The organism is Sporosarcina ureilytica, from assembly GCF_001753205.1.
Lineage (GTDB): Bacteria > Bacillota > Bacilli > Bacillales_A > Planococcaceae > Sporosarcina > Sporosarcina ureilytica.
The window spans coordinates 2,650,216-2,676,447 of record NZ_CP017560.1; the positions used below are offsets into that span (position 1 = coordinate 2,650,216).

Sequence of the window (26,232 nt, forward strand, 5' to 3'; positions counted from 1 at the left end):
CCCTTCTACTTCATTTTCTTGTTCTCATATTTAACAAACATCGAAACATTCATCAAAATTCCCACGGCGGCTGACATTAAAATCACCGAAGTTCCTCCATAACTTATAAAAGGGAGGGGTACACCGGTTAGCGGGATAATACCTGTTAATCCGCCTAAGTTAACAAACGTCTGAATACCTATCATACTGCCTATGCCTGCAGCGAGCATTCGAGCATGAGGATCTCTTGCTCTTAGTGCGATACTTAATGCGCGTAAAACGATAAACCCTAATCCGCCAATCACAATCGCCACACCTAGAACGCCTAATTCTTCTGATATGACAGCCATTATCACATCAGTATGCGGTTCGGGTAAATACCCCATTTTTTGAATAGAGTTTCCAAGACCATGTCCTTTTACGCCACCAGATCCAATCGCAATATAACCATTTGCAATTTGAAAACCCGATCCTTGAATATAATCAAATGGATTTAAATAAGATAATAACCTACCTTTTCGACTGCCTGTCATAATGTCATCCCATTTAAAATATAGAAGGAGTGACACCAATAATAAGCATACAGAAATAATACCACTTAACTTCAAAAAAGTATTCTTATTTAATCCGCTTGCAGCAATGACAGAAAATGCCCCGACAATGATAATGAAGGACGTACCAATATCCGTTTCTAACATAATCGAACCAATTGCAATGACTAGAATTCCAACAGGTGGCATAATTGACTGGTTGATGCTGTCGATTGTACCTCGCTCATATTTTTTGGCAAAAACACTAGCAAAATAAACGAGAATAATAATTTTTGCAAGCTCTGATGGTTGAAAATTGACACCAGCAAGATTAATCCAACTTTGTGCACCTAGCTGTTCTCTACCGTATCCAAATACATGTACAAGTCCCAGAAGTATTAGCATGCCGATGACGGAAGCAATCATTAATTTCTTTCTCTTATAATTTTTGTACGGAAAAAAAGCTGCAACGAAAAAGGCAGGAAATGCAATCGCTAAGTTCATGATTTGCTTTCGAAAGAAATGATCAGGTTCAAAGTCATAATACCCTACTGCCCAGACGAGACTCGAACTATAAATCATGACTAGTCCGAATAAACACAAAACTAAGTAGGTGAAAAAGAGTGGAAAATCAAAATTTCTCACAAATTGTTTTACATAATTACGCATAATATAACCCTCTTTTTCCTAATCGATTCCATTCCGATTTTTTCCTTAATCATTTAACGCTTTGTTTCAACATTTTAACGAATTGCAGAATTACGTGACAAAACATTCCCTAGAAATGCTAGTAATACAGTTAACGACCAAAGATACTTAAACAAAAAACTCAAACCCTGTAGTTAAGTTTGAGTCTTCTGCTTATTCCTTCGTATATAAGTCGTGTAAGACTGTCATTTCTTTCTCAAGCGAAGAAAGGATTTCATTCCCTTGCTTTCGTTCTATTAGACCAAGCTTCACAGCAAAATCAATTTCCCGTGCCAGTCCAAACATTTGGGTGTCTAACACCTCTTCGTATAATGGACATTGAGGCATCGTCAAATGATCCATCTGTACTTTAATTAGTTGCGCGATTTTATCGGCATCTATTTGCAGTTGCTTCATGGCCTTTTCCTGATATGTTTCTTGTAATTCAATATCCATGAGGACGCCCCCATCAAGCTATTATTTCTTCTGTTGACTATTAATAAATTGTAGCTTTCACATCCGAAAATTGCAAGTGTTTCCTTTTTTAATTCACTGATTTGACACGCTTACCCTTTTCACATATTCAAGAAAAAGGTATACTGACAGTAGCTCGTTATTTATGTAGGGGGATGCAATAATGAAAACAGTCATTCAAATTACAGGAAACGTTCTTCATTCTATTACACTAGACCCAGGAATATGGATCTTTGACGATCGTCGCATTGACTTAGATTCTTTTTTCACCAAAGATTATATTGAGAAAGATGAACTCGAGGAATATAAAAGAGCAATTGGAAAGCATTGGTCTCGCGAAATTATGGAAGGAGCTACCTTCCCTCCAACATTAGAAACAGAAAGACAATTTGAAGAGTCAAAAGATATTACAGGTACGTATGGGATTTATTTACATCACTTTTTAAAAAATGCGGAACCAAATGAAGCAGCAACTACAATTACATTTAAAACTGAAACAAATAAAGATTTCTCATTTCCAATTCAAATGGTAGATGATTTCATTTTAAAATACAGCATTGACGGGAAGCCGATTCGCGAGGACGGTCCAGTACACGTTCTTCTAAAAGATGGTTCAAATAAAGATGAGCCAATTAAAAACGTTATCGAAGTAAATATTGCTTAATTTAGGAGGTGCTTAGATATGCGCGTTAAATGTGTTATTTGCGATGAAATCGGCCAACTTCCTGATCACGATGCACTCGCAAAAAAATTGCGGAATCGACCTATTCATACATTTATGTGCGCCGACTGTAACAAAAGAATTGAACAGAAAACTTTAGCACGGGTAGCGACTGGTAATTTCATTTTTCGTCGTAGCTCGCATCCAATAGAAAAAAACTTTTAACTTTCTATAATTTAAAAGGCGTTCGAGTAACTCGAACGCCTTTTTCATTGCGATTAAATTAAGCAATTGAATCTGTCTCTTCACCCTTATATTCATTCATCCGACGTACCCGATAAATGATTAAGATGAGCGCTGCAACAATTAACCCTTCGACAATAGGTAAGAAAAATGCAAGGAATGTCAATACGAGACATCCTAAAAACAGGAATGTATAGATTATTACACTTTGGTAAATTTTCAACTTCTTTGCGAAGCCTAATTTATAGACTAATGCAGACATTAAGAAAACAACTGCAAATAGTACATATCCAGCTATCGTATAATCCATGTCACCAGTTACAGTAGGAGACCCTAATATTTCATAAATGAATCGTGAAATCCCCGACATTCGTCCAAATACAAACTCAGTTTCTTGAGGATTCATTTAACTCATTCCTTTCATCGTCATGACAAAAGTCATTCTTTATTTTTTGCTGCTCTTTTCGTTGCACGATCACGTTCGCTTTTTCCAAGAATCTTCTTACGTAAACGAATAGACTCTGGTGTTACTTCACAGTATTCGTCATCGTTTAAGTATTCAAGTGATTCTTCAAGTGTCATGATTTTCGGCTTTTTAATAGTGACAGTTTGGTCTTTTGTTGCTGATCGAATATTAGTCATTTGTTTTGCTCTTGTCAAATTCACTGTTAGATCATTATCCCGACTATTTTCTCCAACAATCATACCCTCGTATACTTCTGTACCTGGCTCAACAAAAATCGTCCCACGTTCTTCTACATGCAAAATACCATAAGGTGTTGCCTTGCCATTCTCCATCGACACAAGCACACCATGTGTACGTCCTCCGACATTTCCTGTCACCATTGGTTGATAACTTTCAAAAGTATGATTCAAAATACCATACCCTCTTGTCAACGTTAGGAATTCAGTCGTATAGCCAATTAATCCACGAGCAGGAACGTTAAACACTAAACGAACAGTTCCTGTACCGTTATTTACCATATCAATCATTTCGCCTTTTCGTTGACCGATTGATTCAATTACGGATCCTGTATGTTCTTCAGGTACTTCGATTTGAACTCTTTCTATCGGCTCACATTTCACACCATCGATTTCTCGCACAACGACTTGAGGTTTCGAAACTTGCAATTCAAATCCTTCTCGTCGCATATTTTCAATTAAAATGGATAAATGTAATTCTCCCCGACCCGATACGATCCACGAATCCGCTCCCGACGACTCTACACGTAGTGAGACATCTGTTTGAAGCTGCTGGTTTAAACGTTCTTCAATTTTACTTGAAGTCACCCATTTACCTTCACGACCCGCGAATGGGCTGTTATTTACCAAAAACTGCATTTGTAAAGTCGGTTCATCAATATGAAGCGTTGGCAGTGCTTCAGGATGTTCAACCGGACAAATTGTATCGCTAACATCAATACCTTCAATGCCTGAGACCGCTACTAAATCCCCTGCATATGCTTCTTGAATTTCTACGCGTTTCAACCCAAGAAAGCCTGATAATTTCGTAATACGGAAATTTTTAATCGCCCCGTCACGTTTAATTACAGATACTTGTTGTCCAACTTTTATCGTCCCACGGAATACTCGTCCAATTCCAATTCGACCAACATAATCGCTATAATCTAAGAGCGATACTTGGAATTGCAACGGCTCATCATGATTATTAATTGGTGCAGGAATATTTTCTAAAATGGCATCATAAAGAACCTCTAAAGTGTCTTCTTGTTCAGCAGGATCTGGTGATAAACTTGCAGTACCATTGAATCCTGAAGCATAAATGACAGGAAACTCAAGTTGCTCATCATTTGCATCAAGTTCAATAAACAACTCTAATACTTCATCTACCACTTCTTCAGGTCTTGCAAATTCACGATCGATTTTATTCACAACGACGATTGGTTTTAGGTTTTGCTCTAATGCTTTTTTCAAAACAAAGCGAGTTTGCGGCATACAACCTTCGTAAGAATCTACAACTAAAATAACTCCGTCAACCATTTTTAGAATCCGTTCAACTTCCCCACCAAAATCCGCGTGACCTGGCGTATCAAGGATGTTAATTTTTGTATCTTTGTATTCAATTGCAGTGTTTTTTGCTAAAATAGTTATTCCACGTTCACGTTCGATATCATCCGAATCCATTGCACGATCTTCGACTTGTTCATTTGTACGGAATATACCGGACTGCTTTAACAACTGATCGACAAGTGTCGTTTTTCCGTGATCGACGTGGGCAATAATTGCGATATTTCTTAAATCAGTACGTTCTGTTGTCATGATTTCACTCCATTAATCTTTTTAAGTATGCGTAACTGTGTTATTATAGCATATGAAACAATAATTTAGAATTTATCAGAATAGACGGAGGGTTTTGATTGAAAGATATAAAATGGGTTTTCGTGCTATACTCAATTGCAGCCGTTTTAGCCATGTGTTCAATTGGTGTCTCTGTAGCGCTTAGCAGTCTCTTCGGCATTATCCTATCCATCGTTGCATTAATTTTCATTATGGGATATGGGTTTAAAACGAAAAAGAAAATGCGTGAATTGGGTACCCTTTGACATACACTTTCTAGTGTGGTGATTCGTTGAATAAAGATACATATTCCCTGCCGAAAATCCGTAATGATTTTCGGCTATTTTTATCTTTTCCTCTGTATATACTTCATTAACAATTCATCATGCAAACCTGCTCGTGCGACAATAAATGGCTCTGGACCAAGTAAGGAAGGCGTTTCTCCTTCTAGATTCGTCGAAATCGCACCAACCTCTTGTGCAATGACCATGCCGCCCGCAATATCCCAAGGCGATAGCCGCATGGATACGTATGCACCTAATTTACCAGATGATACATATGCAAGTTCAAGCGCCGCCGAACCATAGGAACGCGTTCCACGACAATCCTGGATTAAGCCAAGCAACTTTTCATGATCAATATAACGATTTGGTACCACCCATCTTGCATTAATTCCGATGATTGATTCTTCTATAGACGCTACCCCCAATTTAGGTAGCCGCTCATCATTCACATAAGCGCCTTCCCCTCTTTTAGCGGTATATAATTCATCTCTTAACACATCGTAAATATAGCCAAGTATTCCAACGCCATCTTGATAAATGCCTAATGAAATTGCAAAGTTACGTTTTTGGTGTACAAAATTCATCGTTCCATCAATCGGATCAACTATCCAGATCGTCCCATTTAACGATTTAATCTCATCCCCAAATCCTTCTTCCCCCAATATTTTATGGCCAGGAAATGACGTCTGAATCTGTTCGATAAAAAACTGCTCAATCTCTCGATCGATATTTGTCACTAAATCATTTGCATTTGATTTCGAGTCAATATGTATGTGATCAAAAAATGACAACCTAATCTTATGTCCAGCTTCTTTTATTAAAGATTTTGCGTAACGATCAATTAATCCCCAGTCCAATTCATTTCAGCCCTTCCCTATTGCTCCTTTTATAAGTATAGCAAAAAAGACACTCGTTTACACCGTTCTCAATTCGAGATTGTGCAACCGAATGTCTTTTTTTTTTGAAACCATTACGCAAAACCATTTAAAGTTTCTAGCTCACGATGGATTTCGGCTAGCCTTTTTTTACTTTTCCGCTCTTCCATTTCATCTTTTCGCTGAATTGCATCGAACAAAGTCGCCAGTTCATAATCAAGTTCAAGTTGGAGTACTTTCACATATTCTTTTTCAACATCCGCTTTTCGTATCACATGCACGACTTGTTTCATTAAAAACACCCCTTCTAAATTTGATGTGTTTCACTATTCCGTCTATTATCATTAAGATATGCAGTTCAAGGAATATATTCTAGTCTTACGCCTTGTAAAATTTATTATTCCCAAGTTTCTGTTATGATAAACGTAAATTATTTAAAGGAGATAGGAAGTATGAATTCGAATCACTATTTTTGGACGGCAGATGATTTTGATGTATTTACCATAGATGGTCTCGCGAATAGAATGGGAGCTTTGCAAACGCTTGTTCAACCAAAGTTCGAAATACTCGGACGGCATTTTGCAGATCGACTATCCGCGCGTGGGCGTGATGAATTTTTCCCACATGTTGCAAAACATGCACGTAGAACCGTCAATCCCCCTACAGATAGCTGGGTCGCAATCGCACCTTCTAAAAGAGGTTATAAAGCTTTGCCTCATTTTCAAATTGGACTTTGGAATACACATCTCTTTATTATTATCGCTGTCATTTATGAAAATCCAGATAAAAAAGGCATCGCTGAAAGACTTGAGCTTAATACCAATAAACTTCTAGCTTTGCCAGATACATTTATCGTTTCCGGCGATCATATGAAACCCGATGCTCAGTACATAAGCCAAGAAAATCTTGAAAAATTATTAACAAGACTTCAATCAGTAAAGAAAGCTGAATTCTTAGTTGGCCGTCACTTAACTAAAGAAGATGCAACCAAAATGAGCGAAAAACAATTTATAACATTCGCCAAAGAAACCGTTGAGCGACTTCTTCCCATATACGATGTCATCATTGGATAAATGTAGTCGACTAAATGATTTATTTTTAATTTATTGTTATCACTCTATGTGTAGTTAGTGTATGCATTTCTTAAAAATTATACTGTGTTTTTGCAAACTTTAATTTTTTAGTGGCCATAATCCAGCAAAACAAATGTAGACAAAGTCAACTTTGACTTTGTCTACAAGCTTGCTTTTCATTCTCTTTTATGTTCCTTTGATTAATTTGTCTCCATCACTATTTCGTGCATCTCTTACAATTGGATAACTCTTATAACCACTTGCTTGTTCAAACTCTCTAAACAATGTTTTTTCTTCTGACATTGATGGAACAATTTTCTTGAATTCTCGGTAAGCCTCTAAAACTTCCGTGCGTTGAACGCCTTCTTCGTAAGCTCTTTCAATTACTGTATAAAAAGAAGTTACCGCGATAATTTCATCCGTAGACCAATCACCACGTAGCGGATAATTATAATCCATTTAAACTTCACCTCACATTATCCAAAATTCCAATTTTCCCGGATTTTTTCAGCTTCCTTTACCATTCGTTCAAATAATTCCGCAACTGAAGGGACGTCATGGATGAGACCCGTTACTTGTCCCGCCCAACCGAAGCCGCTTTCCACATCGCCGTCATAAATAAACTTACGGTTTGCTGCACCACTAATATAATCTTTTAATGCCTCATAGTCAGCTTTTTCGCTTTCCAATTGTAAGATTTTCTCCGTCCACGGCCCTGAAATTGCACGTGCGGGTGCACCGAGTGAGCGTTTAATAATCGTTGTATCCGTTTCACTGCTCGATAATAAAGCATCTATGTATGCTTCTGAAGCGTGGACACACTCTTTCGTCGCTATAAATCGTGTTCCCATCTCAATTCCTTCAGCACCTAGCGCATGCGCCGCCATCCAGCCACGGCCATCGCCAATGCCACCTGAAGCGATAACAGGGATGGACACTGCATCGACAACTTGAGGTGTCAATACCATTGTCCCGACATCATCACGACCTAAATGGCCGCCACCCTCTTGGCCAACGACCATGACAGCATCCGCACCTAACTCTTCAGCTTTGACCGCTTGGCGCTTCGCTGCAACAAGAACTAGCTTCTTAACATTCGTATTTTGAAGCTGTTCAAAAAAAGGCGTTGGATTTCCACCAGTGATCGACATCACTTCAACACCTTCTTCCAACGCAACATCGATCATATGTGAATATGGGCGTCCGTGTTGTCCAATAGCAAAGTTGACTCCAAATGGTTTATCTGTCATCTTTTTCACTTTTTGAATTTCTTCACGTAGCGCATCTGGAGATCCCAAACTCATCGCTGTAATTTGCCCCAGTCCTCCCGCGTTTGATACCGCAGCACACAGATCTGCATAAGCTAAATAAGCTAAACCACCTTGAATAATTGGATATTTAATTCCTAAACTTTCTGTTACCCTTGTTTTCCATTCCATTTTTAGAATGCACCTCCACACAATACTCATTCGTCATGAGCTAATAAAATCCTTTTAAAAAGGTCGAATAAGTCAATTTGACCTTATCCAACCATTTGGCTCGACTTATGAATTCATCCTTGCGTTCACTCAACACCTTGAATCGTTTCCGGATCAATAAAGTCATAGCCTTTCGCACGTAATCCTTCAACAATGTCCTTTAAGGCTGCAGCCGTCCACTCCCGGTCATGCATTAATAAATTCGCCCCATCACGCATGAATTCAGTGTTCACCATAATATCTGCCAACGCTTCCGCTTCCATATACTGTTTTTCCCAATCATAACCATACGTCCAGTTCATTAACAACATGCCATCATCCGCTACAATTTCTTTACTATAATCGGTGTTTTGTCCAAATGGAGCGCGGAAAAACTTTGGACGTTCACCAATGACTTGCTCTACTACATCACTCACGGAAACGATTTCATCTTTTTGCTCAACCTCAGATAATTGTTGTAGGTTCGCATGTGTTTTTGTGTGATTGCCAATCGTAAATCCCATTTCATAAATTTCCTTTAAAACCGCCTTTTCTTCATCGGTATTTAGAAAATGTCCATTTACGAAAAAAATGGCTGGTACATCCAGCTCTTTTAACGTTTTTGCCATATAAAGTGCATATTTATCTGGTGCATCATCAATTGTAAGCAATACCACTTTTGAATTCGCATCGTCAATCGGTTGAAATCCCCAGCTTTTATCTAGTAAGTAAAGCGGCTTGATTTCATCATCCTCAACATACGAGACCTCTTCTAGATTTTTATCTTCTTCATCTTCACTCACTTGTTCTTCCGCTACTGTCGCGTCTTCACTTTCACCTTCTAACACTTCCTTGTTTTCCTGTGTACAGGCTGCCAATAGTAAAATTAGCATTGTAAGTATGTAGATAAAACGTTTGCTCATTGTGTACCACCCTTTCAATCCGTTTTTCATCATACAATATAATGATAGATACCCGCTAGTTGATTCGTTAAATGATTGAGTCAAGTTTTTGGGGCACTATTTTAATCTGAGGTTTTCTCTTCTTGAACATTTTAGTAATCCGTTTTTAAACATGCCAAATAAACCACGTTGATTTCCGTTCCGAGCGGACGCGTTCCGTGGGGCGTGCGGTGAGCCAATCGCAAAACGTAGATTGCGATTTGCCGTATTTCTGCGGTTTGTGTAGAAATTAAGGCATCCTGTTATACATTCCTGCTCCCAAACGCTTCGCTTTTCGGTCGCAAAAGCCGTTCTTCGTTACGGCTCTCGCTCTGCACTCCAATCAACAGAGATTCCTTATACATCAGTTTCTGAAAATACAAATAACCCACATAGATTTCCTTTATAAAAAATAATCTACTTGATTCAAATTCCTTGAAGTCCTAGTCACCGAAGGACTCAGCATTACTTCTATTTGCAGAAGATGTTGGCGAATTGATTCATGACTAATTACTGAGTAGCCTAGAAGTTCTTCTAATGTGGAAGCACTTCTATAAGACTGCCCTTCAATTGAAAGCGCTCTTTATCGCGGTTCTCCGAGTATCTGATCTAACTCTGTTAAGAGTTGGCTGAATGCATCTATATGTTTGTAGAAGTGTTCTAAATAAATCTGTTTCAATCTCTTTCAATGTCGGTAATTTCATGTTATTTATAATCATGTGGGTTCTCTACTATAGTGTTTGTGTGCAAACTTCACTATATAAAGAGCCCTTTTTTCATGCTTTTAAATCTTAATAATTCCATGTGCACCCCAATTAATCGGAGTGGAAATCGGCGAGTGCTCTCAAACGCTTCGCTTTTTGGTCGCAAAAGCCGTTCTTCGTGACGGCTCTTCCAGCGGGAACAGCGCGAGCTAGCCGAACAGCGAAGGGTTCGGTTTGTATAATTTTGCGGTCTTTGCAAAATTATACAGAAGGCTTTTGCCCCGCAGGAGCGCAGCGACGAGGAGATTGAAGCCGTGCCCGCGGAAAGCGTCCGATTGGAACGGAGATTAATTGTGTTGTGGAATTTTTATTTATCCCCCACAAACATTTTACTCATACTCGTTAAAATCTTTATGCTAAAAAACAGCTATTCTATACGCCACTATGCATAACACTATGATTATACAAATCTAAAAAAGCCTACAAGGATATCCTCGTAGGCAATTCATTCCTATTATTACATCATATGGATTGGTTTACCAAGAGCAACTTCCGCTGCTTCCATCGTAATTTCCCCTAGTGTCGGGTGCGCGTGAATTGTCATCGCAATGTCTTCAAGCGTCATGCCTGCTTCGATTGCAAGACCAAGTTCAGAAATCATATCTGACGCGTTCTGACCAACGATTTGAGCGCCTAGTAGAAGTCCATCTTCTTTGCGCGCAACAAGTTTCACAAATCCATCTGTTGAATCAAGTGCGATTGCACGTCCGTTTGCAGCATATGGGAAACGACCTGCAGTCACTTCATATCCTTCATCTTTTGCCTGTTGCTCATTCAGACCAACTGTTGCAAGTTCAGGTTCTGTGAAGCACACCGCCGGAATCGCTAAGTAATCAACTTCAGACTTTTCACCTGAAATCGCTTCCGCAGCAATTTTCGCTTCGTATGATGCTTTATGTGCTAGTTGTGGACCTGCTACAATATCACCAATTGCATAGATTGAGCTAACATTCGTACGACATTGCTTGTCTACTTCAACAAGTCCGCGGTCATCCATTTTCACGCCAACTTGCTCAAGTCCTAGTTCATCCGTATTCGGACGACGACCAACAGTAACTAATACGTAGTCTGCTTCAACTGTTTTCTCTTCTCCGCCCACTTCGTATGTAACCGTAACACCATTCTCTGTTTCTTCTACACCTTTAGCAGATGCCTTCGTTACAATTTCCACACCTTTTTTCTTCAAGCCACGTTTGACTAATTGTGTCATTTGTTTTTCGAATCCTGCTAAAATGTCTTTTGCACCTTCAATAATCGTTACTTCTGATCCAAGGTTTGCGTACGAAGACCCTAACTCAGTACCGATGTACCCCCCACCGATAACAACTAGCTTACCCGGTAATTCCGTAAGGGCTAAAGCGCCTGTTGAGCTAAGAACGCGCTTGGAAAATTTGAAACTTGGAATTTCGACTGGACGTGCACCAGTTGCTACAATTGCGTTTTTAAACTTGTATGTTTGTGCGGATTTTTCATCCATCACACGTACAGTGTTTTCATCAACGAAATAAGCTTCACCGTTCACGATGTCAACTTTATTCCCTTTAAGCAACCCTTCAACGCCGCCTGTTAGTCTCGATACAACACCGTCTTTGAATTCTTGTGCTTTCGTGAAATCTAGTTTTACATCTGATGCAGAAATCCCCATTGCGTCTGATTCCTTCGCACTAACAAAACGTTGTCCTACAGAAATTAACGCTTTTGATGGAATACAACCGACGTTTAAACAAACGCCACCAAGCTTGTCTTTCTCAACAATTGTTACTTTTTGGCCCAGTTGTGCCGCGCGAATTGCAGCGACATAACCTCCAGGGCCAGAACCGATAACGAGCGTGTCAACTTCAACTGGAAAATCTCCTACAACCATTTTTTACGCCTCCATTAATAATAGTTCTGGATTGTTTAGCAATCTCTTAATGTGATTCAGTGCGTGTTGTGCTGTAGCTCCGTCCATCATTCTGTGGTCGAATACGAGTGATAGTGCGAGCATCGGTGCTGCAACGATCTCACCATCTTTAACGACTGGCTTTTCAGCAATTCGTCCAATACCAAGAATGGCTACTTCAGGGTGATTAATGATTGGTGTAAACCATTGTCCACCTGCGGAACCAATATTAGTAATCGAACAGGATGCGCCACTCATTTCAGCTAATGACAACTTACCGTCACGCGCCTTCACTGCAAGTTCGCTAATCTCCTTCGAAATCGCAAAGACCGATTTACGATCTGCATGTTTAATGACAGGTACGAGAAGTCCGCGGTCCGTATCTGCTGCAATTCCGATATTGTAATAATGCTTTTGAATGACTTCCTCAGTTGCATCGTCGTAAGATGTATTAAGCTCTGGGAATTCACGCAAAGTGCTTACAAGCGCCTTAACAATATATGGCAAATACGTAAGCTTAATATCTTTCTCTGCCGCGATGCCTTTGAATTTATTGCGGTGCGCAACAAGTTCAGTAACATCTACTTCATCTAATAATGTAACATGCGGAGCCGTATGTTTCGAGTTTACCATCGCTTTTGCGATAACTTTTCTCATGCTAGAGATTTTTTCACGCGTTTCTGGGAACTCACCTTCAAGTGATACTGGTTGCTGTTCAGCTACTGCTGCTGGTTGTTCAGCTGACTGTGCCGCTGGTTGTTCACCAGAAGTCTGCCCCCCACTCATGAACGCTTCAATATCTTCTTTAAGCACTCGCCCATTTTTCCCGGAACCCGCAACTTGACGAATATCTACGTCATTCTGACGTGCAAATTTACGTACAGATGGCATTGCGATCACACGACGGTTCGGATCAACATCTGCTTTTTGTGTAATTGACGGTGAAGTAGATTTCTGCTCGTCTGCCTTCACTTCTTCTTTTTCAACTTCTTGACCTTTTTCAGCTGTCGCTTGTACTTGTTCTTCTGTATCGGCAGAATCTTCTTCAAATAGATGCTCATATCCTGGTGCATCAATTTGAATTAATGAATCTCCAACTACAGATACTGTACCTTCAGCAACTAGAAGTTTCTCAACAGTTCCAGCAACCGGAGATGGTATTTCAACTACAGCTTTGTCGTTTTGAATTTCACAAAGTATATCATCTTCATCAATTTTTTGGCCTTCTTCAACATGCCACTTTACAATTTCACCTTCATGGATACCCTCTCCAATGTCAGGTAAACGGAATACATATGCCACATGATTCACCCTTCCTACTTTTTCTATCTTCCTTTTGTCTCATTAATTAAAACGTCAATACTTTTTTCGCAGTTTCTGCAATATCATTTGCATCTGGTAACCAAGCGTTCTCACCTTGTGCATACGGATAAATTGTATCTGGTGCCGCTACACGTAGAACCGGCGCTTCAAGACTTAAAATTGCGCGCTCCGTAATTTCTGAAACTACGTTTGCTGCAATACCTGCTTGTTTTTGTGCTTCTTGAACAACAATCGCACGGTTTGTCTTTTCAACGGACGCAATAATTGTTTCAATATCAAGCGGCTGTACTGTACGTAAGTCAATTACTTCAACAGAATGGCCTTCTTTTTCTAATGCTTCAGCTGCTTTCAAGCTCTCATGCACCATCGCACCATATGTGATAATAGATAGGTCTGTCCCTTCACGCTTTACATCTGCTTTTCCAAGTGGGATTGTGTACGCCTCTTCAGGAACTTCCTCTCTAAATGAACGGTATAACTTCATATGTTCAAGGTAAACTACAGGGTTTTCATCACGAATCGCTGAAATAAGTAGTCCCTTTGCATCGTATGGCGTTGATGGAATCACAACTGTAACACCTGGTTGTTGCGCCATTAATCCTTCAAGGCTATCCGCGTGCATTTCAGGCGTTGCAACACCGCCACCGAATGGAGAACGAATGGTAACTGGTCCATTGAAACGTCCACCACTTCTAAATTGCATACGTGCAAGTTGTCCACTGATGGAATCCATCACTTCGTAAACAAAACCGAAGAATTGAATTTCCATGACTGGACGGAAACCTGTTAATGATAAACCAATTGCAAGTCCACCAATACCAGACTCTCCTAGCGGTGTATCAAAAACACGGTCTTCTCCAAATTCTTTTTGCAAACCTTCAGTCGCTCTAAATACACCACCATTATTACCAACGTCTTCACCGAAGACGAGAACGTTTTCATCATTTTTTAACTCGGTTTTCATTGCATCGTTAATTGCTTGAATCATCGTCATTTGTGCCATCGGTTACTTCGACTCCTTCTCTGTGTAGATTTCGAGCTGTTCCTTCAAGTTATATGGAAGCTCGCCTTTATACATAATGTTAATAAAATCGCTCACTTTTTGACGAGGAGCCGCATCTGCTTCTTTAATTGCTTCTCTAATTTCTTCAGTTGCTTTTTCAATTACTTGTTCTTCTTGCTCTTTGCTCCAAATGCCTTTTGCTTCAAGGTATTTACGGAAGCGAACGAGCGGATCGCGTTTCTCCCACTCACTGTCCGTTTCTGAAGTACGGTAACGAGTTGGATCGTCCCCAGCCATTGTATGCGGACCATAACGGTAACAATATGTCTCAATCACAGTTGGACCTTCTCCGTTAATTGCACGTTCACGAGCGTCTTTCGTTGCTGCATATACCGCAAGTGGGTCCATTCCATCTACAAAGATGCTTGGAATTCCTGCGGCAATCCCTTTTTGTGCCAGCGTCTTAGCAGCAGTTTGAAGATTACGTGGCGTAGAAATCGCATATTGGTTATTTTGAATAACGAAGATTGCTGGTGAATTATACGCACCCGCAAAGTTAATTCCTTCATAGAAGTCACCTTGTGAAGTACCGCCGTCACCTGTATAGGTCATTGCAACAGCTTTTTTGCCTCGTTTCTGGAAACCAAGCGCTACACCCGCAGCTTGAATATATTGTGCACCTATAATAATTTGTGGGGGGAATACATTTACCCCTTCAGGAATGACGCTTCCTTGGTAATGTCCACGTGACCATAAAAACGCCATTGATAACGGCAGACCGTGCCAAATCATTTGAGGAACATCACGATATCCCGGTAAAATAAAATCCTCTTTCTCTAATGCAAAATGTGACGCTAACTGTGACGCTTCTTGTCCTGCAGTTGGCGCGTAGAATCCTAAACGTCCTTGACGGTTTAACGAAATTGAACGTTGGTCTAACACACGGGTATAAACCATACGTGTCATTAACTCTACCAGTTCCTCATCTTTCATTTTTGGATCCAAATCTTTATTCACAATTTCGCCGTCTTCATTCAAAATTTGAACCATCTCAAACTTCTCTTCAATCTCGTGAAGCGTTTTCACAGGATCAAACTGCTTGTCGTTTTTTGCAGCCATTTTCGGCAACTCTCCTTTATAACTGTATTATGAATTAATTACATAGACATTAGTACAACTTACTTCCCTTCAAGTATACTCAACTTTGATTACGCGGTCAAACTATTGGAATCCCTAACTTCTATTGGTTTTAAAGTTTTCTAAATTAACATTTTATAACAATCTGTACTAATACAACAGCGAGGCTGTATTGCATCAGATGGTTTGCTAATTAGTCATTCTCATAAAAAAAAACGAGTACGTCTTAATACCGTACCCGATTTATCCATACTTATTTACTTTTATTCTTCTTGAAATATGCAAACGCTGCATCTTTTGTTTCGTTTAAGCTGTTCGTTGCCTCGTTAAATTCTTTTATCGCATTAGTCACTTCATCATTTTGTGCATTCAACGCCTCAACTTTTTGTTCAAGTTTTGTTATATCTATCTCTTCAACAAGGAGCATTTCATATAGTTCACCTTGTAACTTTGTTAACTTCTCATATTTATCTACAAATATTGTATGAGTTTGATAGCGATGATCAATTGCATTTTTTAACTTCACGACTTCAGCTTTTGTATCGCCCTCTGATTTTTTCTCGATTTTATCTATATCAGAGACTAACTTCATTGCACTTTCCATTGATTTTGTTTCTTCTTTAATATGTATTTTTCGTTTTTTAAGTAATGCTTTCATTTCTTCGATATTGGTTTTTAGTTTTTCATTTTCTTCTTGCGATAGCTCCATCGTTTGATTAAAAAGATTTTGTTCGGTTTGTTCAATTTTAGTTAAGTCTTTTAGACCGTCACGGTACGTTTTTTCAGCTTCATGCATTTCTGATAATACATTCGAAAGTTCATCTTCGATTGTTGAACCTAATGTACAACCTGATAATACAAACATGACACTTAAAACAATCATCAGCATGTATTTCCTCACAACAATATCCCCCCGATTTCTTATGAATTATAGTAGTTAATTTAAATTTATTCAAGTGAGTCAATTTCATAATTACCTAAAACCGCTAAGCTGTTAGAATATATAGTTGAGAACGGTTTAACTCAACAGAGGCAATTTCATAATTACCCAAACTATATATTCTATCGGCGCAGCGAATAGATTGGATTATGAAATTGACTAAAGTATACATTGAAATCCTTTCAAGCTAATTATCATTCGATTATACTGTTGTATATAACTAAAAGGCTGAAAGGAAGTTGAAACATGATTTTAATGAAAGACATCGTCCGCGAAGGTCATCCTTCGTTACGGAAACGAGCCGAGGAAGTGAGACTCCCGCTAACTGAACAGGATAGAAAATTGGGAGAAAATATGCTTGAGTACCTAAAAAACAGCCAAGACCCGGAACTGTCCGAGAAATATCAGTTACGTCCTGGCATCGGACTTGCTGCACCTCAAGTAAATGCATCCGTTCGAATGTTTGCACTACACATTACAGAAGTAAAAGGTGAGCCACTCAGTTTCGTTGCAGTAAACCCAAAAATCGTAAGTCATTCCGTTGAACTAACATATTTAACTTCAGGCGAAGGTTGCCTATCGGTTGATAGAAACGTAGACGGATATGTTCCACGTTATGCACGCATTACGATTAAAGCATTTGACTTAGATGGCAATGAATTCAAGAAAAGACTAAAGGGACTCGCATCAATCGCATTCCAACACGAACTTGACCATTTAGATGGCATCATGTTTTACGACCATATAGATAGTAAACATCCGTTTAAAGAGATTCCTAACGCAATTCCATTCGAACGAAATTAATAAAGTGCGCAAACTACTCGTTATTGAACACCATACGACTTGACAGAAAGTTCAGAACAGGATATAATATCTGTTAAGGAGTGATATGGCCATGTACAAGCGCCTAAAACGCAAAGTGTTGAAACGGCTCAATGGCATACTCGGAAAAAAGACGATTGCATAAATTTTTAAGCCGCCCCCAATATTTGGTCGGCTTTTCTTTATTTTAATGATATGACGTGATAATATAGAGAGAAAGATTTCAATTGAGCGTTTAAAAAGGAGAGCAAAAAAATGATCTATAAAGTTTATTATCAAGAAAACGTGCTAGAAGTACCAGTCCGCGAAAATACAAAAAGCATGTATGTTGAAGCTGGCTCAGAAAGAGAAATTCGTCAATTACTAAAAGGCCGAAATCTCAATATTGAATATATCCAGTTATTAGAAGGTAAACACCTTGAACATGAGCAAGCTTCACCACACTTCGAGCTTGTGAAGGCTTAAGAAATGAACGTGATTAAAAATAATGAAACAGGCGTTTTCGCTCTAGGCGGACTAGGCGAAATCGGAAAAAATACGTACGGTGTCCAGTTTCAAGACGAAATCATCTTAATTGACGCCGGTATTAAGTTTCCTGAAGATGAGTTACTCGGAATCGATTATGTGATACCCGATTACTCCTATTTAGAAAGAAATGTTGACAAAATTAAAGGACTTTTTATTACACATGGGCATGAAGACCATATCGGTGGAATTCCTTATTTACTTCGCAAAGTAAATGTACCTGTTTATGGCGGAAAACTTGCTCTTGGATTACTGCGTAATAAGCTTGAGGAACATGGCCTACTACGTTCAACTAAAATGATTCCAATCGATGAAGATGATGTGATTAAGTTCCGTAAAACGTCTGTTACATTTTACAGAACTGCACACAGTATTCCTGATGCTTTTGGCGTTGTTGTCAAAACGCCTTCTGGAAACATTGTCCATACGGGAGACTTTAAATTCGATTTTACGCCCGTTGGAGAGCCTGCCGACTTAACGAAAATGGCGAAAATTGGTGGCGAAGGCGTACTCTGTTTATTATCGGATAGTACAAATGCCGAAGTACCAAACTTCACCCTTTCTGAACGTAAGGTTGGCGACAGCCTAAATGAAATCTTTAGAAAAGTGAATGGCCGTATTATTTTTGCAACGTTCGCTTCTAATATCCATAGATTGCAACAGGTCATTGAAGCAGCACAAGAACATGGCCGTAAAATTGCAGTTTTTGGACGAAGTATGGATAATGCGATACGAATCGGTCGTGAACTTGGCTATATTGACGCACCAGAAGAATTGTTCATTGATACACATTCTTTAAATCGACTTCAAGCAAGCGAAGTCATGATTCTCTGTACAGGTAGCCAAGGAGAACCGATGGCGGCTCTATCACGGATTGCTAACGGGACGCATCGACAAGTACAAATTCATCCTGGTGATACGGTAATATTCTCATCTTCCCCAATACCGGGAAATACACTAAGTATTAATAAGACAATTAACGCGTTGTTCCGTGCCGGAGCCGAAGTGTTGCATGGTTCTTTAAATAATATTCATACTTCCGGTCATGGTTCTCAAGAAGAACAAAAACTGATGCTTAGACTTATGAAGCCGAAATATTTTATGCCCATTCACGGTGAGTATCGTATGATGAAAATGCATACAGAACTCGCTGTCGATTGCGATATTCAGGAAGAAAATACATTTGTATTAAGTAATGGTGACGTACTAGCACTGACTGAAAATAGTGCTAGACGTGCAGGACGTATCCCATCAGGCGATGTCTATATCGACGGTAGCGGAATTGGAGATATTGGAAATGTCGTGTTACGGGACCGTAAGATGCTTTCAGAGGACGGTTTGGTGATTGTAGTTGCTACGATTGACAAAAAGAAAAACCGCATCGTTTCAGGTCCGGATCTTATTTCAAGAGGATTTGTTTACATGCGTGAGTCTGGCGAAATGATTCAAGAAGCTCAGCGAATGTTAAGCAAACATGTACAACGAAAACTTTCAAATTCAGCTGTTCAAATTCCAGCATTAAAAACTGAAATGATTGATGTTTTAGGACCTTACTTATACGACAAAACAGAGCGTAAACCAATGGTCCTCCCTGTCATCTTAGAAGTATAATAAAAAACCGAAGTGCTCTGTGCACTTCGGTTTTATTATTTGCTTAATGGAAAAATTTCTTCTCAAAGCTATGAATATCTAAATCTGAGCCGATGACGATTAATACGTCCCCTTCAAGTATCTTTTCTTCTGCTTGCGGTGAAACAATTATCGACTCTTGACGTTTAATGGCAACAATGTTTATCCCGTATCTCGCTCGAATATTTAAGTCAATTAGTGTACGTCCTGAAACTCTTCCGTCAACAATTATCTCTGCAATTGAATGGTCGTCCGACAACTCAAGATAATCAAGAATATTATTCGATAATACATTATTGGCCACTCGTATCCCCATATCACGTTCAGGTCGAACAATATGATCTGCGCCGAGTTTTTCCAATAATTTTTTATGATATTCATTTTGCGCTTTAACAGTGAGTTTCGGAACACCAATTTCTTTTAAAATTAACGTCGTCAAAATACTCGCTTGAATATTTTCACCAATCGCCACGATAACATGCTGGAAATTTCGAATGCCAAGTGATAATAGGGCAGACTCATCTGTTGTATCTGCGACCACTGCTTGCGTTGCAATATCTGCATACTCATCTACTTTAGAAGGTGTTATATCAATCGCCATGACATTTGCTCCTAATTCGATTAATTCGGAGACGATACTTCCTCCAAACCTTCCAAGTCCAATTACTACAAATTCTTTCTTCATGTCATAATTTCTCCTTCCACCTTCAATCATGCACCTAGAAAATGTTTTTCATTTGAATCTTCCTAAACGTGCAATTAGTTTAGCATACATATCTTAATAAGCTCAATTAAATCGAGAAATACTCTGTGGCATGGTTTGAAAGTTAAATATGTATAAACATGAAAAACAGCTTTAGCAGCGCAACTTACGCCTTGCTAGAGCTGTTCATTAATAATATTCTAATCACTCTTCACTTCATGTAGAACGCTTGATACATTTTCTAATGCAGCCGTACCATAGCCGCCTGCTTGGAAATGACGGACTAGTTCTTATACAAAAACAATTTCTAGCGAATCGTACTTTGTTCAGCAGTTTTCAATGCTTGTAAGACGCGCAACGTTTCATCTACATCACGACCAATTTGATGACGATACATCGTTTGATATTGTAAAATCCCATTTGGGTCAATGATAAATAATCCATGAAGGGTCATCCCTTCTTCTTCCTTTAAAACAGCGTACTTTCTTGATACAACATGATTTCTATCTGTGGCTAACGGAAATTTTAATTGTTCAAGTCCATTGTCTTTTCGGTCTGTGTTGATCCAAGCTAAATGTGTATGAATCGTATCCGTTGACACACCGATGATTACAGTATCTAATTTTTCAAACTCATGGTATCGGTCTGACATGGCGGTAATTTCTGTTGGAGACACAAACGAAAAGTTCAATGGGTAGAAAAATAAAATGGTCCACTTGCCATTTTTCATATTTTCTTCGAGACTTACTTTGCCAAAAGTTTTATCGGCCATGACTGCATTCATTGAAAATAAAGGCGCTTGCTTTCCAACCATGCGTACGTTCATAAAAATATCCCTCCATCGGATTCTATCGTAATAAGACGTCGTTTTTCACATAATCCTTTACTAGAATACTAAAGCGGGAACAATTTTATTAATCGGTTTTCATACACATTTTAAAAAATTAATAACCTTCTTTACAATGGGATGGTTTTTTAGGTCTTTCTAAACAGTATTCACATGTCGGGTCAATACATGTTTCTTCACGCCATTCATCACAAGTGGTACAAAAATGAGCATCATACTCATCATTATAGGCTAACGGATTAAGGCATATGATACAGCAGTTAGCTACCTCATGTGAATCATAGACCTCTCCATCCTTCATCAAAAAAGTACCTTCGATTGCATGCTTTTTTGTCGCTGACATCTCAATCCTATCCAAACTTACCCCCAAGTCTTCCATGGTCCACTGACGGTCATCTGGGTCTAAATAAAGTATCATTTTTTTCCCCAATCCGTACCCCTCCTTTTACAACAATTGATATGTGTACCCCTATTTCCTAGTCCATTTATTTCTAAGTATTAGTATAGCGTTTATCTCTCCAATTTAGAAATAAAAAAACTATATTTCTCGAAAATAATGCTTGATTTTTGAAGTATTTCTCGTATAATTAAAACGCTTTATAATAAACTTAAAGTAAAGTAAAACTAAACTCTCTTTTAAAAAAGGAAGATTTTTTATGGAAATCGGCAAAAAAATTAAAAGTTTACGCTTAAAAAAAGGATTAACACAAGAGGAATTGGCAGAACGTACAGATTTAACGAAGGGGCATATATCCCAACTGGAAAGAGAATTAAACTCCCCTTCAATTGAAACACTTTTCGCGTTACTTGAAGTTCTGGGAACAACACCTAAAGACTTTTTTGATGAAACTAAAAAAAATGTGAAAGTCGTGTATACCAAGGATGAGCAAATCGTTTATGCTGACAATGATTTAAAATATAAAATCCGTTGGCTTGTTCCCCGTTCAAATGAAAATGAAATGGATCCAGTACAAATTGAATTCGAACAGCAAGGACAATTTAAATTATTCGAACCTTCTTCGTCAGAGACTTTTATTTACGTACAGACAGGAAAAGTACAAATAGAATTAGGAGATAGTATTTATTCAGCTTCAGAAGGTGACGCTGTATATTATGATGCCTCCGAACAACATCGATTGACAAATATTAATAAAGGCAAGACTACTATTATTCTTGTTGCAACAGAATCTTATCTATGAAGGACATGCTTTCGGAAATCTAAAGGAGTGATCATTTTGACAACTAAACCAATTATTCGTTTTGAACAAGTGACTAAAAAATATGACGAGGACACAACGATTCTTAACAACGTATCCTTTGAAATGGAACGCGGAAAATTTTACACATTACTCGGCCCATCTGGTTGCGGCAAAACAACCATTTTACGTTTAATCGCTGGTTTTATTGAACCAACTGAAGGGGCTATCTATTTTAACGAGAAAAAAATTAATGATATTCCGGCAAATGAGCGGAAGGTAAATACGGTGTTCCAAGACTATGCACTATTCCCTCACCTCAATGTATTTGAAAATATCGCTTTTGGACTCCGCATTAAAAAAGTGAAAAAAAGCGAAATCAAAGAACGTGTGCTAGAAGCCCTTAAGTTCGTAAACCTAGAAGGCTATGAGACACGTGAAATTTCTGAGATGTCTGGTGGGCAGCGTCAACGAGTAGCAATTGCACGTGCAATTGTAAACGACCCAGATGTTATTTTATTAGATGAACCACTTTCAGCGTTAGACTTAAAATTACGAACAGAAATGCAATATGAACTTCGTGAATTACAGCAACGTCTTGGCAAAACATTCGTTTTCGTTACGCATGACCAAGAGGAAGCACTTGCAATGTCCGATGAAATCTTCGTGATGAATGCTGGTGAAATTCAACAATCTGGAACACCTCTTGATATTTACGATGAGCCGATTAATCGATTTGTCGCTGATTTTATTGGTGAGTCGAATATTGTACCTGGCAGGATGTTGGATGACTATCTAGTCCAATTTACCGGTAAAACCTTTGAATGCGTTGACCAAGGCTTAAATCCAAACGAAAAAGTAGATATTGTCATACGTCCGGAAGACTTAGAATTAACAACGGTCGATAAAGGTAAATTGAACGTAACCGTAGATACACAATTATTTCGTGGTGTTCATTATGAACTTTCTACTTATGATAATGATGGCAATGAATGGCTCGTTCATTCTACAAAAAAAGCCGAAGTTGGCAGTCAAATTGGGTTAGATTTTGATCCAGAAGATATCCATGTAATGAGACTCAATGAAACAGAAGAAGAATTTGATGCTCGCTTAGAATCTTATGAGGTTGCTGCAAATGAACAATAAACTCTTAAGACCTATTTATTCCGTTCCTTACGCAAGCTGGCTTATTCTTTTTGTCATTGCACCCATTTTACTCATTTTGTATTATTCATTTTTCGATATCACTGGTAACTTTACGTTGGATAATTATTTGAATTTTTTCACTTCCACGTATTTTACATTGACAATAAGTTCTTTTTGGTATGCATTTTTAATTACATTTTTCTCATTGCTTTTTTCTTATCCAACCGCTTACTTTTTAACAAAAACGAAGCATAAACAACTTTGGTTACTGCTCATTATTATTCCATCATGGATTAATTTACTGTTAAAAACGTACGCTTTTATTGGACTTTTCGGATTATATGGACCAATTAATGCATTCTTCGAAGTGATAGGGATTGGCCAAAAACAGTTACTCTTTACTGATTTTAGCTTTGTATTTGTATCCGTTTATATTTTTATTCCATTTATGATTTTACCGATTTTTAATGCGCTTGATAAATTAAATCCAACCTTAATCGATGCGGCACGCGACCTCGGTGCAAGTCATTGGACGACATTCACAAAAGTCATTTGGCCTTTAACGATAAACGGTGTAAAGTCAGGCATTCAAGTCGTCTTTATCCCTGCCCTCTCCTTATTTATGATTACGCGACTGATTGCGGGTAATAAAGTCATTACACTTGGAACTGCGATTGAACAACAGTTTCTCGTTACCCAAAACTGGGGAATGGGGTCCACTATCGCTGTGTTTCTCATATTATTCATGTTCATCATTATGTTATTAACGAATGCAAGCGAAAGGGGGACGACAATAAATGGTAAAATTAAATAAACTACCAAAAATCTATTTGGCAATCGTATTTTTAATTTTGTATGCACCAATCTTTTATTTGATTTACTATTCGTTCAACTCAGGCGGCGGTATGTCGAATTTTGAATCATTTACGTTAGAACATTACGCTGCGGTATTTGAAGATAAACGACTTATTATTATTTTAATTAATACTGTCGTTGTCGCTCTCTTATCCGCACTCATTTCTACTGCGATTGGCGTGCTCGGTGCGTTAGCAATCATGTTTACACGTAATAAATCCATGCGCAAAGCCGTTTTATCATTAAATAATATTTTAATTGTCAGTCCCGACGTAATTATCGGTGCCTCTTTTTTAATTTTATTTACAATGATTGGCATTAAACTTGGATTTATTTCTGTGTTAATTTCACATATTGCGTTTAGTATCCCAATTGTCGTTATTATGGTACTGCCTAAACTACAAGAAATGAGCCCGTCATTAATCGATGCAGCCGTTGATTTAGGTGCGTCTAAGCGAGACGTTTTAACACGGGTGATTATTCCTTTTATTAAGCCCGGCATATTTGCTGGTTTTTTCCTTGCACTTACGTATTCTTTGGATGATTTTGCGGTTACTTTTTTCGTTACCGGCAATGGTTTCTCAACGTTATCTGTAGAAATTTATTCAATGGCAAGAGCAGGCATTACTTTGACGATCAATGCTTTGTCTGGACTCATTTTCATCATTACAGTTGCGTTGGTCATCGGTTATTACGCAATCAGTCGTAAAACGAAGTCCGTACTTGTAGGGGTGAGAAAATGAAAGAGATCGTACGTGGAGCAATCATAATACTTTTTATCTCCGGGATTTTATTATCCATCAATATGAAGCTCAATGAAGGCGGAGGCAGCGGGAATAAAAATACGATAACAGTTTATAACTGGGGAGAATATATTGACCCTGATTTATTAATGCAATTTGAGGAAGAAACTGGTTTCAAAGTAATTTATGAAACTTTCGATTCAAACGAAGGGATGATGGGGAAAATTGAACAAGGCGGAACCTCTTATGATATTTCTATGCCTTCAGAATACATGATTGAAATGATGAAAGAAAAAGATTTATTAATTCCGCTAGATTACAGCAAAATACCGAATGTGAAACATATTGACCCGTATTTTTTAAATTTACCCTTTGATTCTGGTAATGAATACTCACTGCCATATTTTTGGGGAACAGTAGGAATTGCTTTTAATCCTACATTACTAGAGGGACAAACGTTTGAAAGCTGGGATAATTTATGGGATCCTTCTTTGAAGCAACAAGTCATTCTTGTGGACAGCGCTCGTGAGACGATTGGAATGGGTTTAAATTCATTGCATTATTCCTTAAACTCCACAAACCTTGATGAATTACGTGAAGCGACAGATAAGTTGAATAAGCTGAAACCTAACGTGAAAGCAATTATTGGCGATGAAGTTACGCAATTGATGGTGAATGGTGAAGCAAGCATCGCTCTTACTTGGTCGGGTCAAGCTGCCGATATGATGTATGAAAATGAAGATATCGATTACATCGTTCCCGAAGAAGGCTCAAATTTATGGTTTGACAATATGGTCATCCCGCGAACGGCTTCGAATATTGAAGGGGCGCATGCATTTATTAATTTCATGCTAGACCCAGAAGTCGCAGCTCAAAACGCAGACTACGTTGGTTATTCAACGCCGAATTTATCAGCACTCGATTTTATGGATGCTGAAGTTATTGAAGATGAACGTTTCTATCCTGATGAGGAAACGAGAAATCATCTTGAAGTCTATCGAAATTTAGGGCTTGAGATGTTGGGGCATTATAACGAACTCTTTCTTGAATTTAAAATGAACCGAAAATAACCGATTAAAGTGGAAGCATGAATCTATATGCTTCCGCTTTTTTATATAAACGAAACTAAACAAATCTCATCGTTCAGTCATGTAAAGTGTTTTTAAACTGCTACGTATGCTAAGATAATTTAGTGACACGAATTATCTTTAGAAA

At 38.5% G+C, this 26,232-nt stretch carries 29 protein-coding genes; 12 read left to right on the forward strand and 17 right to left on the reverse strand.

Going from position 1 to position 26,232, the window contains the following annotated elements; genetic code table 11:
* Nucleotides 1–5: 5 nt before the first annotated feature.
* Both BI350_RS13120 and BI350_RS13125 read right to left on the reverse strand, forming a co-directional pair.
* A complete protein-coding gene (locus BI350_RS13120; protein WP_075528542.1) occupies nucleotides 6–1,178 on the reverse strand; it encodes an FtsW/RodA/SpoVE family cell cycle protein in 1,173 nt (390 codons plus the stop codon).
* Between the two features lie 192 nt (nucleotides 1,179–1,370).
* A complete protein-coding gene (locus tag BI350_RS13125; RefSeq protein WP_075528543.1) occupies nucleotides 1,371–1,652 on the reverse strand; it encodes an Fpa/YlaN family protein in 282 nt (93 codons plus the stop codon).
* A 181-nt stretch (nucleotides 1,653–1,833) separates the two neighbouring features.
* Between BI350_RS13125 and BI350_RS13130 the strand changes: the two genes are divergently transcribed.
* Together BI350_RS13130 and BI350_RS13135 are read left to right on the forward strand one after the other, a co-directional pair.
* A complete protein-coding gene (locus BI350_RS13130) occupies nucleotides 1,834–2,334 on the forward strand; it encodes a hypothetical protein (protein ID WP_075528544.1) in 501 nt (166 codons plus the stop codon).
* Nucleotides 2,335–2,352: 18 nt separating this feature from the next.
* Nucleotides 2,353–2,556, forward strand: a complete 204-nt coding sequence (locus BI350_RS13135) for a YlaI family protein (RefSeq protein ID WP_075528545.1) — start codon at nucleotides 2,353–2,355, stop codon at nucleotides 2,554–2,556.
* Nucleotides 2,557–2,614: 58 nt separating this feature from the next.
* Here the strand turns inward: BI350_RS13135 and BI350_RS13140 are convergent, their stop codons facing one another.
* Complete coding sequence (locus BI350_RS13140) at nucleotides 2,615–2,980, reverse strand: YlaH-like family protein (protein ID WP_075528546.1); 366 nt, start codon at nucleotides 2,978–2,980, stop codon at nucleotides 2,615–2,617.
* A gap of 32 nt (nucleotides 2,981–3,012) precedes the next feature.
* Nucleotides 3,013–4,854 carry a translational GTPase TypA gene (gene typA / locus BI350_RS13145; RefSeq protein WP_075528547.1) on the reverse strand — a complete coding sequence of 614 codons (1,842 nt, stop codon included), beginning with the start codon at nucleotides 4,852–4,854 and terminating at the stop codon, nucleotides 3,013–3,015.
* A 98-nt stretch (nucleotides 4,855–4,952) separates the two neighbouring features.
* Here typA and BI350_RS13150 point away from each other — a divergent pair, with 98 nt between their 5' ends.
* Nucleotides 4,953–5,138, forward strand: coding sequence for a YlaF family protein (locus tag BI350_RS13150; protein ID WP_075528548.1), 186 nt, complete (start codon nucleotides 4,953–4,955; stop codon nucleotides 5,136–5,138).
* Between the two features lie 80 nt (nucleotides 5,139–5,218).
* On the opposite strand, the gene BI350_RS13155 is transcribed toward BI350_RS13150, so the two are convergent.
* On the reverse strand, nucleotides 5,219–6,013 hold the full coding sequence (locus tag BI350_RS13155; protein WP_075528549.1) for an inositol monophosphatase family protein: 795 nt from the start codon (nucleotides 6,011–6,013) through the stop codon (nucleotides 5,219–5,221).
* A 113-nt stretch (nucleotides 6,014–6,126) separates the two neighbouring features.
* Complete coding sequence (locus BI350_RS13160; RefSeq protein ID WP_075528550.1) at nucleotides 6,127–6,324, reverse strand: hypothetical protein; 198 nt, start codon at nucleotides 6,322–6,324, stop codon at nucleotides 6,127–6,129.
* Nucleotides 6,325–6,483: 159 nt separating this feature from the next.
* On the opposite strand from BI350_RS13160, the gene BI350_RS13165 reads away from it, so the two are divergent.
* Nucleotides 6,484–7,104 (forward strand): YktB family protein, encoded by a 621-nt coding sequence (locus tag BI350_RS13165; RefSeq protein ID WP_075528551.1) that lies wholly within the window; start codon nucleotides 6,484–6,486, stop codon nucleotides 7,102–7,104.
* A 186-nt stretch (nucleotides 7,105–7,290) separates the two neighbouring features.
* On the opposite strand, the gene BI350_RS13170 is transcribed toward BI350_RS13165, so the two are convergent.
* The 8 genes from BI350_RS13170 to BI350_RS13205 form a co-directional block, all read right to left on the reverse strand.
* The gene (locus tag BI350_RS13170; RefSeq protein WP_075528552.1) at nucleotides 7,291–7,563 is read right to left on the reverse strand and encodes a UPF0223 family protein; all 273 of its coding nucleotides are present in this window, start codon (nucleotides 7,561–7,563) and stop codon (nucleotides 7,291–7,293) included.
* A 17-nt stretch (nucleotides 7,564–7,580) separates the two neighbouring features.
* A complete protein-coding gene (locus BI350_RS13175) occupies nucleotides 7,581–8,543 on the reverse strand; it encodes an NAD(P)H-dependent flavin oxidoreductase (RefSeq protein ID WP_075528553.1) in 963 nt (320 codons plus the stop codon).
* Nucleotides 8,544–8,668: 125 nt separating this feature from the next.
* Nucleotides 8,669–9,484, reverse strand: a complete 816-nt coding sequence (locus tag BI350_RS13180) for a polysaccharide deacetylase family protein (protein WP_075528554.1) — start codon at nucleotides 9,482–9,484, stop codon at nucleotides 8,669–8,671.
* A 1,239-nt stretch (nucleotides 9,485–10,723) separates the two neighbouring features.
* Nucleotides 10,724–12,130: a dihydrolipoyl dehydrogenase gene (gene lpdA / locus BI350_RS13185; protein ID WP_075528555.1), complete on the reverse strand. Its 1,407-nt coding sequence runs from the start codon at nucleotides 12,128–12,130 to the stop codon at nucleotides 10,724–10,726.
* A gap of 3 nt (nucleotides 12,131–12,133) precedes the next feature.
* Entirely contained in the window at nucleotides 12,134–13,450 is a 1,317-nt protein-coding gene (locus BI350_RS13190; RefSeq protein WP_075528556.1) for a dihydrolipoamide acetyltransferase family protein, read from the reverse strand.
* A gap of 46 nt (nucleotides 13,451–13,496) precedes the next feature.
* A complete protein-coding gene (locus BI350_RS13195; protein ID WP_075528557.1) occupies nucleotides 13,497–14,474 on the reverse strand; it encodes an alpha-ketoacid dehydrogenase subunit beta in 978 nt (325 codons plus the stop codon).
* A 3-nt stretch (nucleotides 14,475–14,477) separates the two neighbouring features.
* Nucleotides 14,478–15,593, reverse strand: coding sequence for a pyruvate dehydrogenase (acetyl-transferring) E1 component subunit alpha (gene pdhA / locus BI350_RS13200; protein ID WP_075528558.1), 1,116 nt, complete (start codon nucleotides 15,591–15,593; stop codon nucleotides 14,478–14,480).
* A gap of 271 nt (nucleotides 15,594–15,864) precedes the next feature.
* The gene (locus BI350_RS13205; protein WP_075528559.1) at nucleotides 15,865–16,512 is read right to left on the reverse strand and encodes a YkyA family protein; all 648 of its coding nucleotides are present in this window, start codon (nucleotides 16,510–16,512) and stop codon (nucleotides 15,865–15,867) included.
* 285 nt (nucleotides 16,513–16,797) lie between these two features.
* Between BI350_RS13205 and def the strand changes: the two genes are divergently transcribed.
* The 3 genes from def to rnjA all read left to right on the forward strand — a co-directional run bounded on the left by def (nucleotide 16,798) and on the right by rnjA (nucleotide 19,509).
* Entirely contained in the window at nucleotides 16,798–17,355 is a 558-nt protein-coding gene (gene def / locus BI350_RS13210; protein WP_075528560.1) for a peptide deformylase, read from the forward strand.
* A 273-nt stretch (nucleotides 17,356–17,628) separates the two neighbouring features.
* The gene (locus tag BI350_RS13215) at nucleotides 17,629–17,838 is read left to right on the forward strand and encodes a DNA-dependent RNA polymerase subunit epsilon (RefSeq protein ID WP_075528561.1); all 210 of its coding nucleotides are present in this window, start codon (nucleotides 17,629–17,631) and stop codon (nucleotides 17,836–17,838) included.
* A gap of 3 nt (nucleotides 17,839–17,841) precedes the next feature.
* Nucleotides 17,842–19,509 (forward strand): ribonuclease J1, encoded by a 1,668-nt coding sequence (rnjA, locus tag BI350_RS13220; protein WP_075528562.1) that lies wholly within the window; start codon nucleotides 17,842–17,844, stop codon nucleotides 19,507–19,509.
* 43 nt (nucleotides 19,510–19,552) lie between these two features.
* Here rnjA and BI350_RS13225 read toward each other — a convergent pair whose 3' ends face one another.
* The 3 genes from BI350_RS13225 to BI350_RS13235 form a co-directional block, all read right to left on the reverse strand.
* Nucleotides 19,553–20,212: a potassium channel family protein gene (locus tag BI350_RS13225; protein WP_075528563.1), complete on the reverse strand. Its 660-nt coding sequence runs from the start codon at nucleotides 20,210–20,212 to the stop codon at nucleotides 19,553–19,555.
* 325 nt (nucleotides 20,213–20,537) lie between these two features.
* Nucleotides 20,538–21,056, reverse strand: a complete 519-nt coding sequence (locus BI350_RS13230) for a peroxiredoxin (protein WP_075528564.1) — start codon at nucleotides 21,054–21,056, stop codon at nucleotides 20,538–20,540.
* A 118-nt stretch (nucleotides 21,057–21,174) separates the two neighbouring features.
* Complete coding sequence (locus BI350_RS13235) at nucleotides 21,175–21,507, reverse strand: hypothetical protein (RefSeq protein ID WP_082295077.1); 333 nt, start codon at nucleotides 21,505–21,507, stop codon at nucleotides 21,175–21,177.
* A 226-nt stretch (nucleotides 21,508–21,733) separates the two neighbouring features.
* Between BI350_RS13235 and BI350_RS13240 the strand changes: the two genes are divergently transcribed.
* From BI350_RS13240 to BI350_RS13260, 5 genes are read left to right on the forward strand one after another with little or no spacing between them, the layout of a single operon-like run.
* Nucleotides 21,734–22,276, forward strand: a complete 543-nt coding sequence (locus BI350_RS13240; protein WP_075528565.1) for a helix-turn-helix domain-containing protein — start codon at nucleotides 21,734–21,736, stop codon at nucleotides 22,274–22,276.
* A gap of 36 nt (nucleotides 22,277–22,312) precedes the next feature.
* On the forward strand, nucleotides 22,313–23,419 hold the full coding sequence (locus BI350_RS13245; RefSeq protein ID WP_075528566.1) for an ABC transporter ATP-binding protein: 1,107 nt from the start codon (nucleotides 22,313–22,315) through the stop codon (nucleotides 23,417–23,419).
* Nucleotides 23,409–24,233, forward strand: a complete 825-nt coding sequence (locus tag BI350_RS13250; RefSeq protein WP_075528567.1) for an ABC transporter permease — start codon at nucleotides 23,409–23,411, stop codon at nucleotides 24,231–24,233. The genes BI350_RS13245 and BI350_RS13250 overlap by 11 nt, the downstream gene beginning before the upstream one ends.
* Nucleotides 24,217–25,017 carry an ABC transporter permease gene (locus BI350_RS13255; RefSeq protein ID WP_075528568.1) on the forward strand — a complete coding sequence of 267 codons (801 nt, stop codon included), beginning with the start codon at nucleotides 24,217–24,219 and terminating at the stop codon, nucleotides 25,015–25,017. The genes BI350_RS13250 and BI350_RS13255 overlap by 17 nt, the downstream gene beginning before the upstream one ends.
* Entirely contained in the window at nucleotides 25,014–26,087 is a 1,074-nt protein-coding gene (locus tag BI350_RS13260; protein ID WP_075528569.1) for an ABC transporter substrate-binding protein, read from the forward strand. The genes BI350_RS13255 and BI350_RS13260 overlap by 4 nt, the downstream gene beginning before the upstream one ends.
* Nucleotides 26,088–26,232: the final 145 nt, after the last annotated feature.

Coding starts and splice junctions, on each gene's coding strand:
- BI350_RS13120 (WP_075528542.1), bottom strand. CDS start 1,178: ATGCGTAATTATGTAAAACAATTTGTGAGAAATTTTGATTTTCCACTC.
- BI350_RS13125 (WP_075528543.1), bottom strand. CDS start 1,652: ATGGATATTGAATTACAAGAAACATATCAGGAAAAGGCCATGAAGCAA.
- BI350_RS13130 (WP_075528544.1), top strand. CDS start 1,834: ATGAAAACAGTCATTCAAATTACAGGAAACGTTCTTCATTCTATTACA.
- BI350_RS13135 (WP_075528545.1), top strand. CDS start 2,353: ATGCGCGTTAAATGTGTTATTTGCGATGAAATCGGCCAACTTCCTGAT.
- BI350_RS13140 (WP_075528546.1), bottom strand. CDS start 2,980: ATGAATCCTCAAGAAACTGAGTTTGTATTTGGACGAATGTCGGGGATT.
- typA (WP_075528547.1), bottom strand. CDS start 4,854: ATGACAACAGAACGTACTGATTTAAGAAATATCGCAATTATTGCCCAC.
- BI350_RS13160 (WP_075528550.1), bottom strand. CDS start 6,324: ATGAAACAAGTCGTGCATGTGATACGAAAAGCGGATGTTGAAAAAGAA.
- BI350_RS13165 (WP_075528551.1), top strand. CDS start 6,484: ATGAATTCGAATCACTATTTTTGGACGGCAGATGATTTTGATGTATTT.
- BI350_RS13170 (WP_075528552.1), bottom strand. CDS start 7,563: ATGGATTATAATTATCCGCTACGTGGTGATTGGTCTACGGATGAAATT.
- BI350_RS13175 (WP_075528553.1), bottom strand. CDS start 8,543: ATGGAATGGAAAACAAGGGTAACAGAAAGTTTAGGAATTAAATATCCA.
- BI350_RS13180 (WP_075528554.1), bottom strand. CDS start 9,484: ATGAGCAAACGTTTTATCTACATACTTACAATGCTAATTTTACTATTG.
- lpdA (WP_075528555.1), bottom strand. CDS start 12,130: ATGGTTGTAGGAGATTTTCCAGTTGAAGTTGACACGCTCGTTATCGGT.
- BI350_RS13195 (WP_075528557.1), bottom strand. CDS start 14,474: ATGGCACAAATGACGATGATTCAAGCAATTAACGATGCAATGAAAACC.
- pdhA (WP_075528558.1), bottom strand. CDS start 15,593: ATGGCTGCAAAAAACGACAAGCAGTTTGATCCTGTGAAAACGCTTCAC.
- def (WP_075528560.1), top strand. CDS start 16,798: ATGATTTTAATGAAAGACATCGTCCGCGAAGGTCATCCTTCGTTACGG.
- BI350_RS13215 (WP_075528561.1), top strand. CDS start 17,629: ATGATCTATAAAGTTTATTATCAAGAAAACGTGCTAGAAGTACCAGTC.
- rnjA (WP_075528562.1), top strand. CDS start 17,842: ATGAACGTGATTAAAAATAATGAAACAGGCGTTTTCGCTCTAGGCGGA.
- BI350_RS13225 (WP_075528563.1), bottom strand. CDS start 20,212: ATGAAGAAAGAATTTGTAGTAATTGGACTTGGAAGGTTTGGAGGAAGT.
- BI350_RS13230 (WP_075528564.1), bottom strand. CDS start 21,056: ATGAACGTACGCATGGTTGGAAAGCAAGCGCCTTTATTTTCAATGAAT.
- BI350_RS13240 (WP_075528565.1), top strand. CDS start 21,734: ATGGAAATCGGCAAAAAAATTAAAAGTTTACGCTTAAAAAAAGGATTA.
- BI350_RS13250 (WP_075528567.1), top strand. CDS start 23,409: ATGAACAATAAACTCTTAAGACCTATTTATTCCGTTCCTTACGCAAGC.
- BI350_RS13255 (WP_075528568.1), top strand. CDS start 24,217: ATGGTAAAATTAAATAAACTACCAAAAATCTATTTGGCAATCGTATTT.
- BI350_RS13260 (WP_075528569.1), top strand. CDS start 25,014: ATGAAAGAGATCGTACGTGGAGCAATCATAATACTTTTTATCTCCGGG.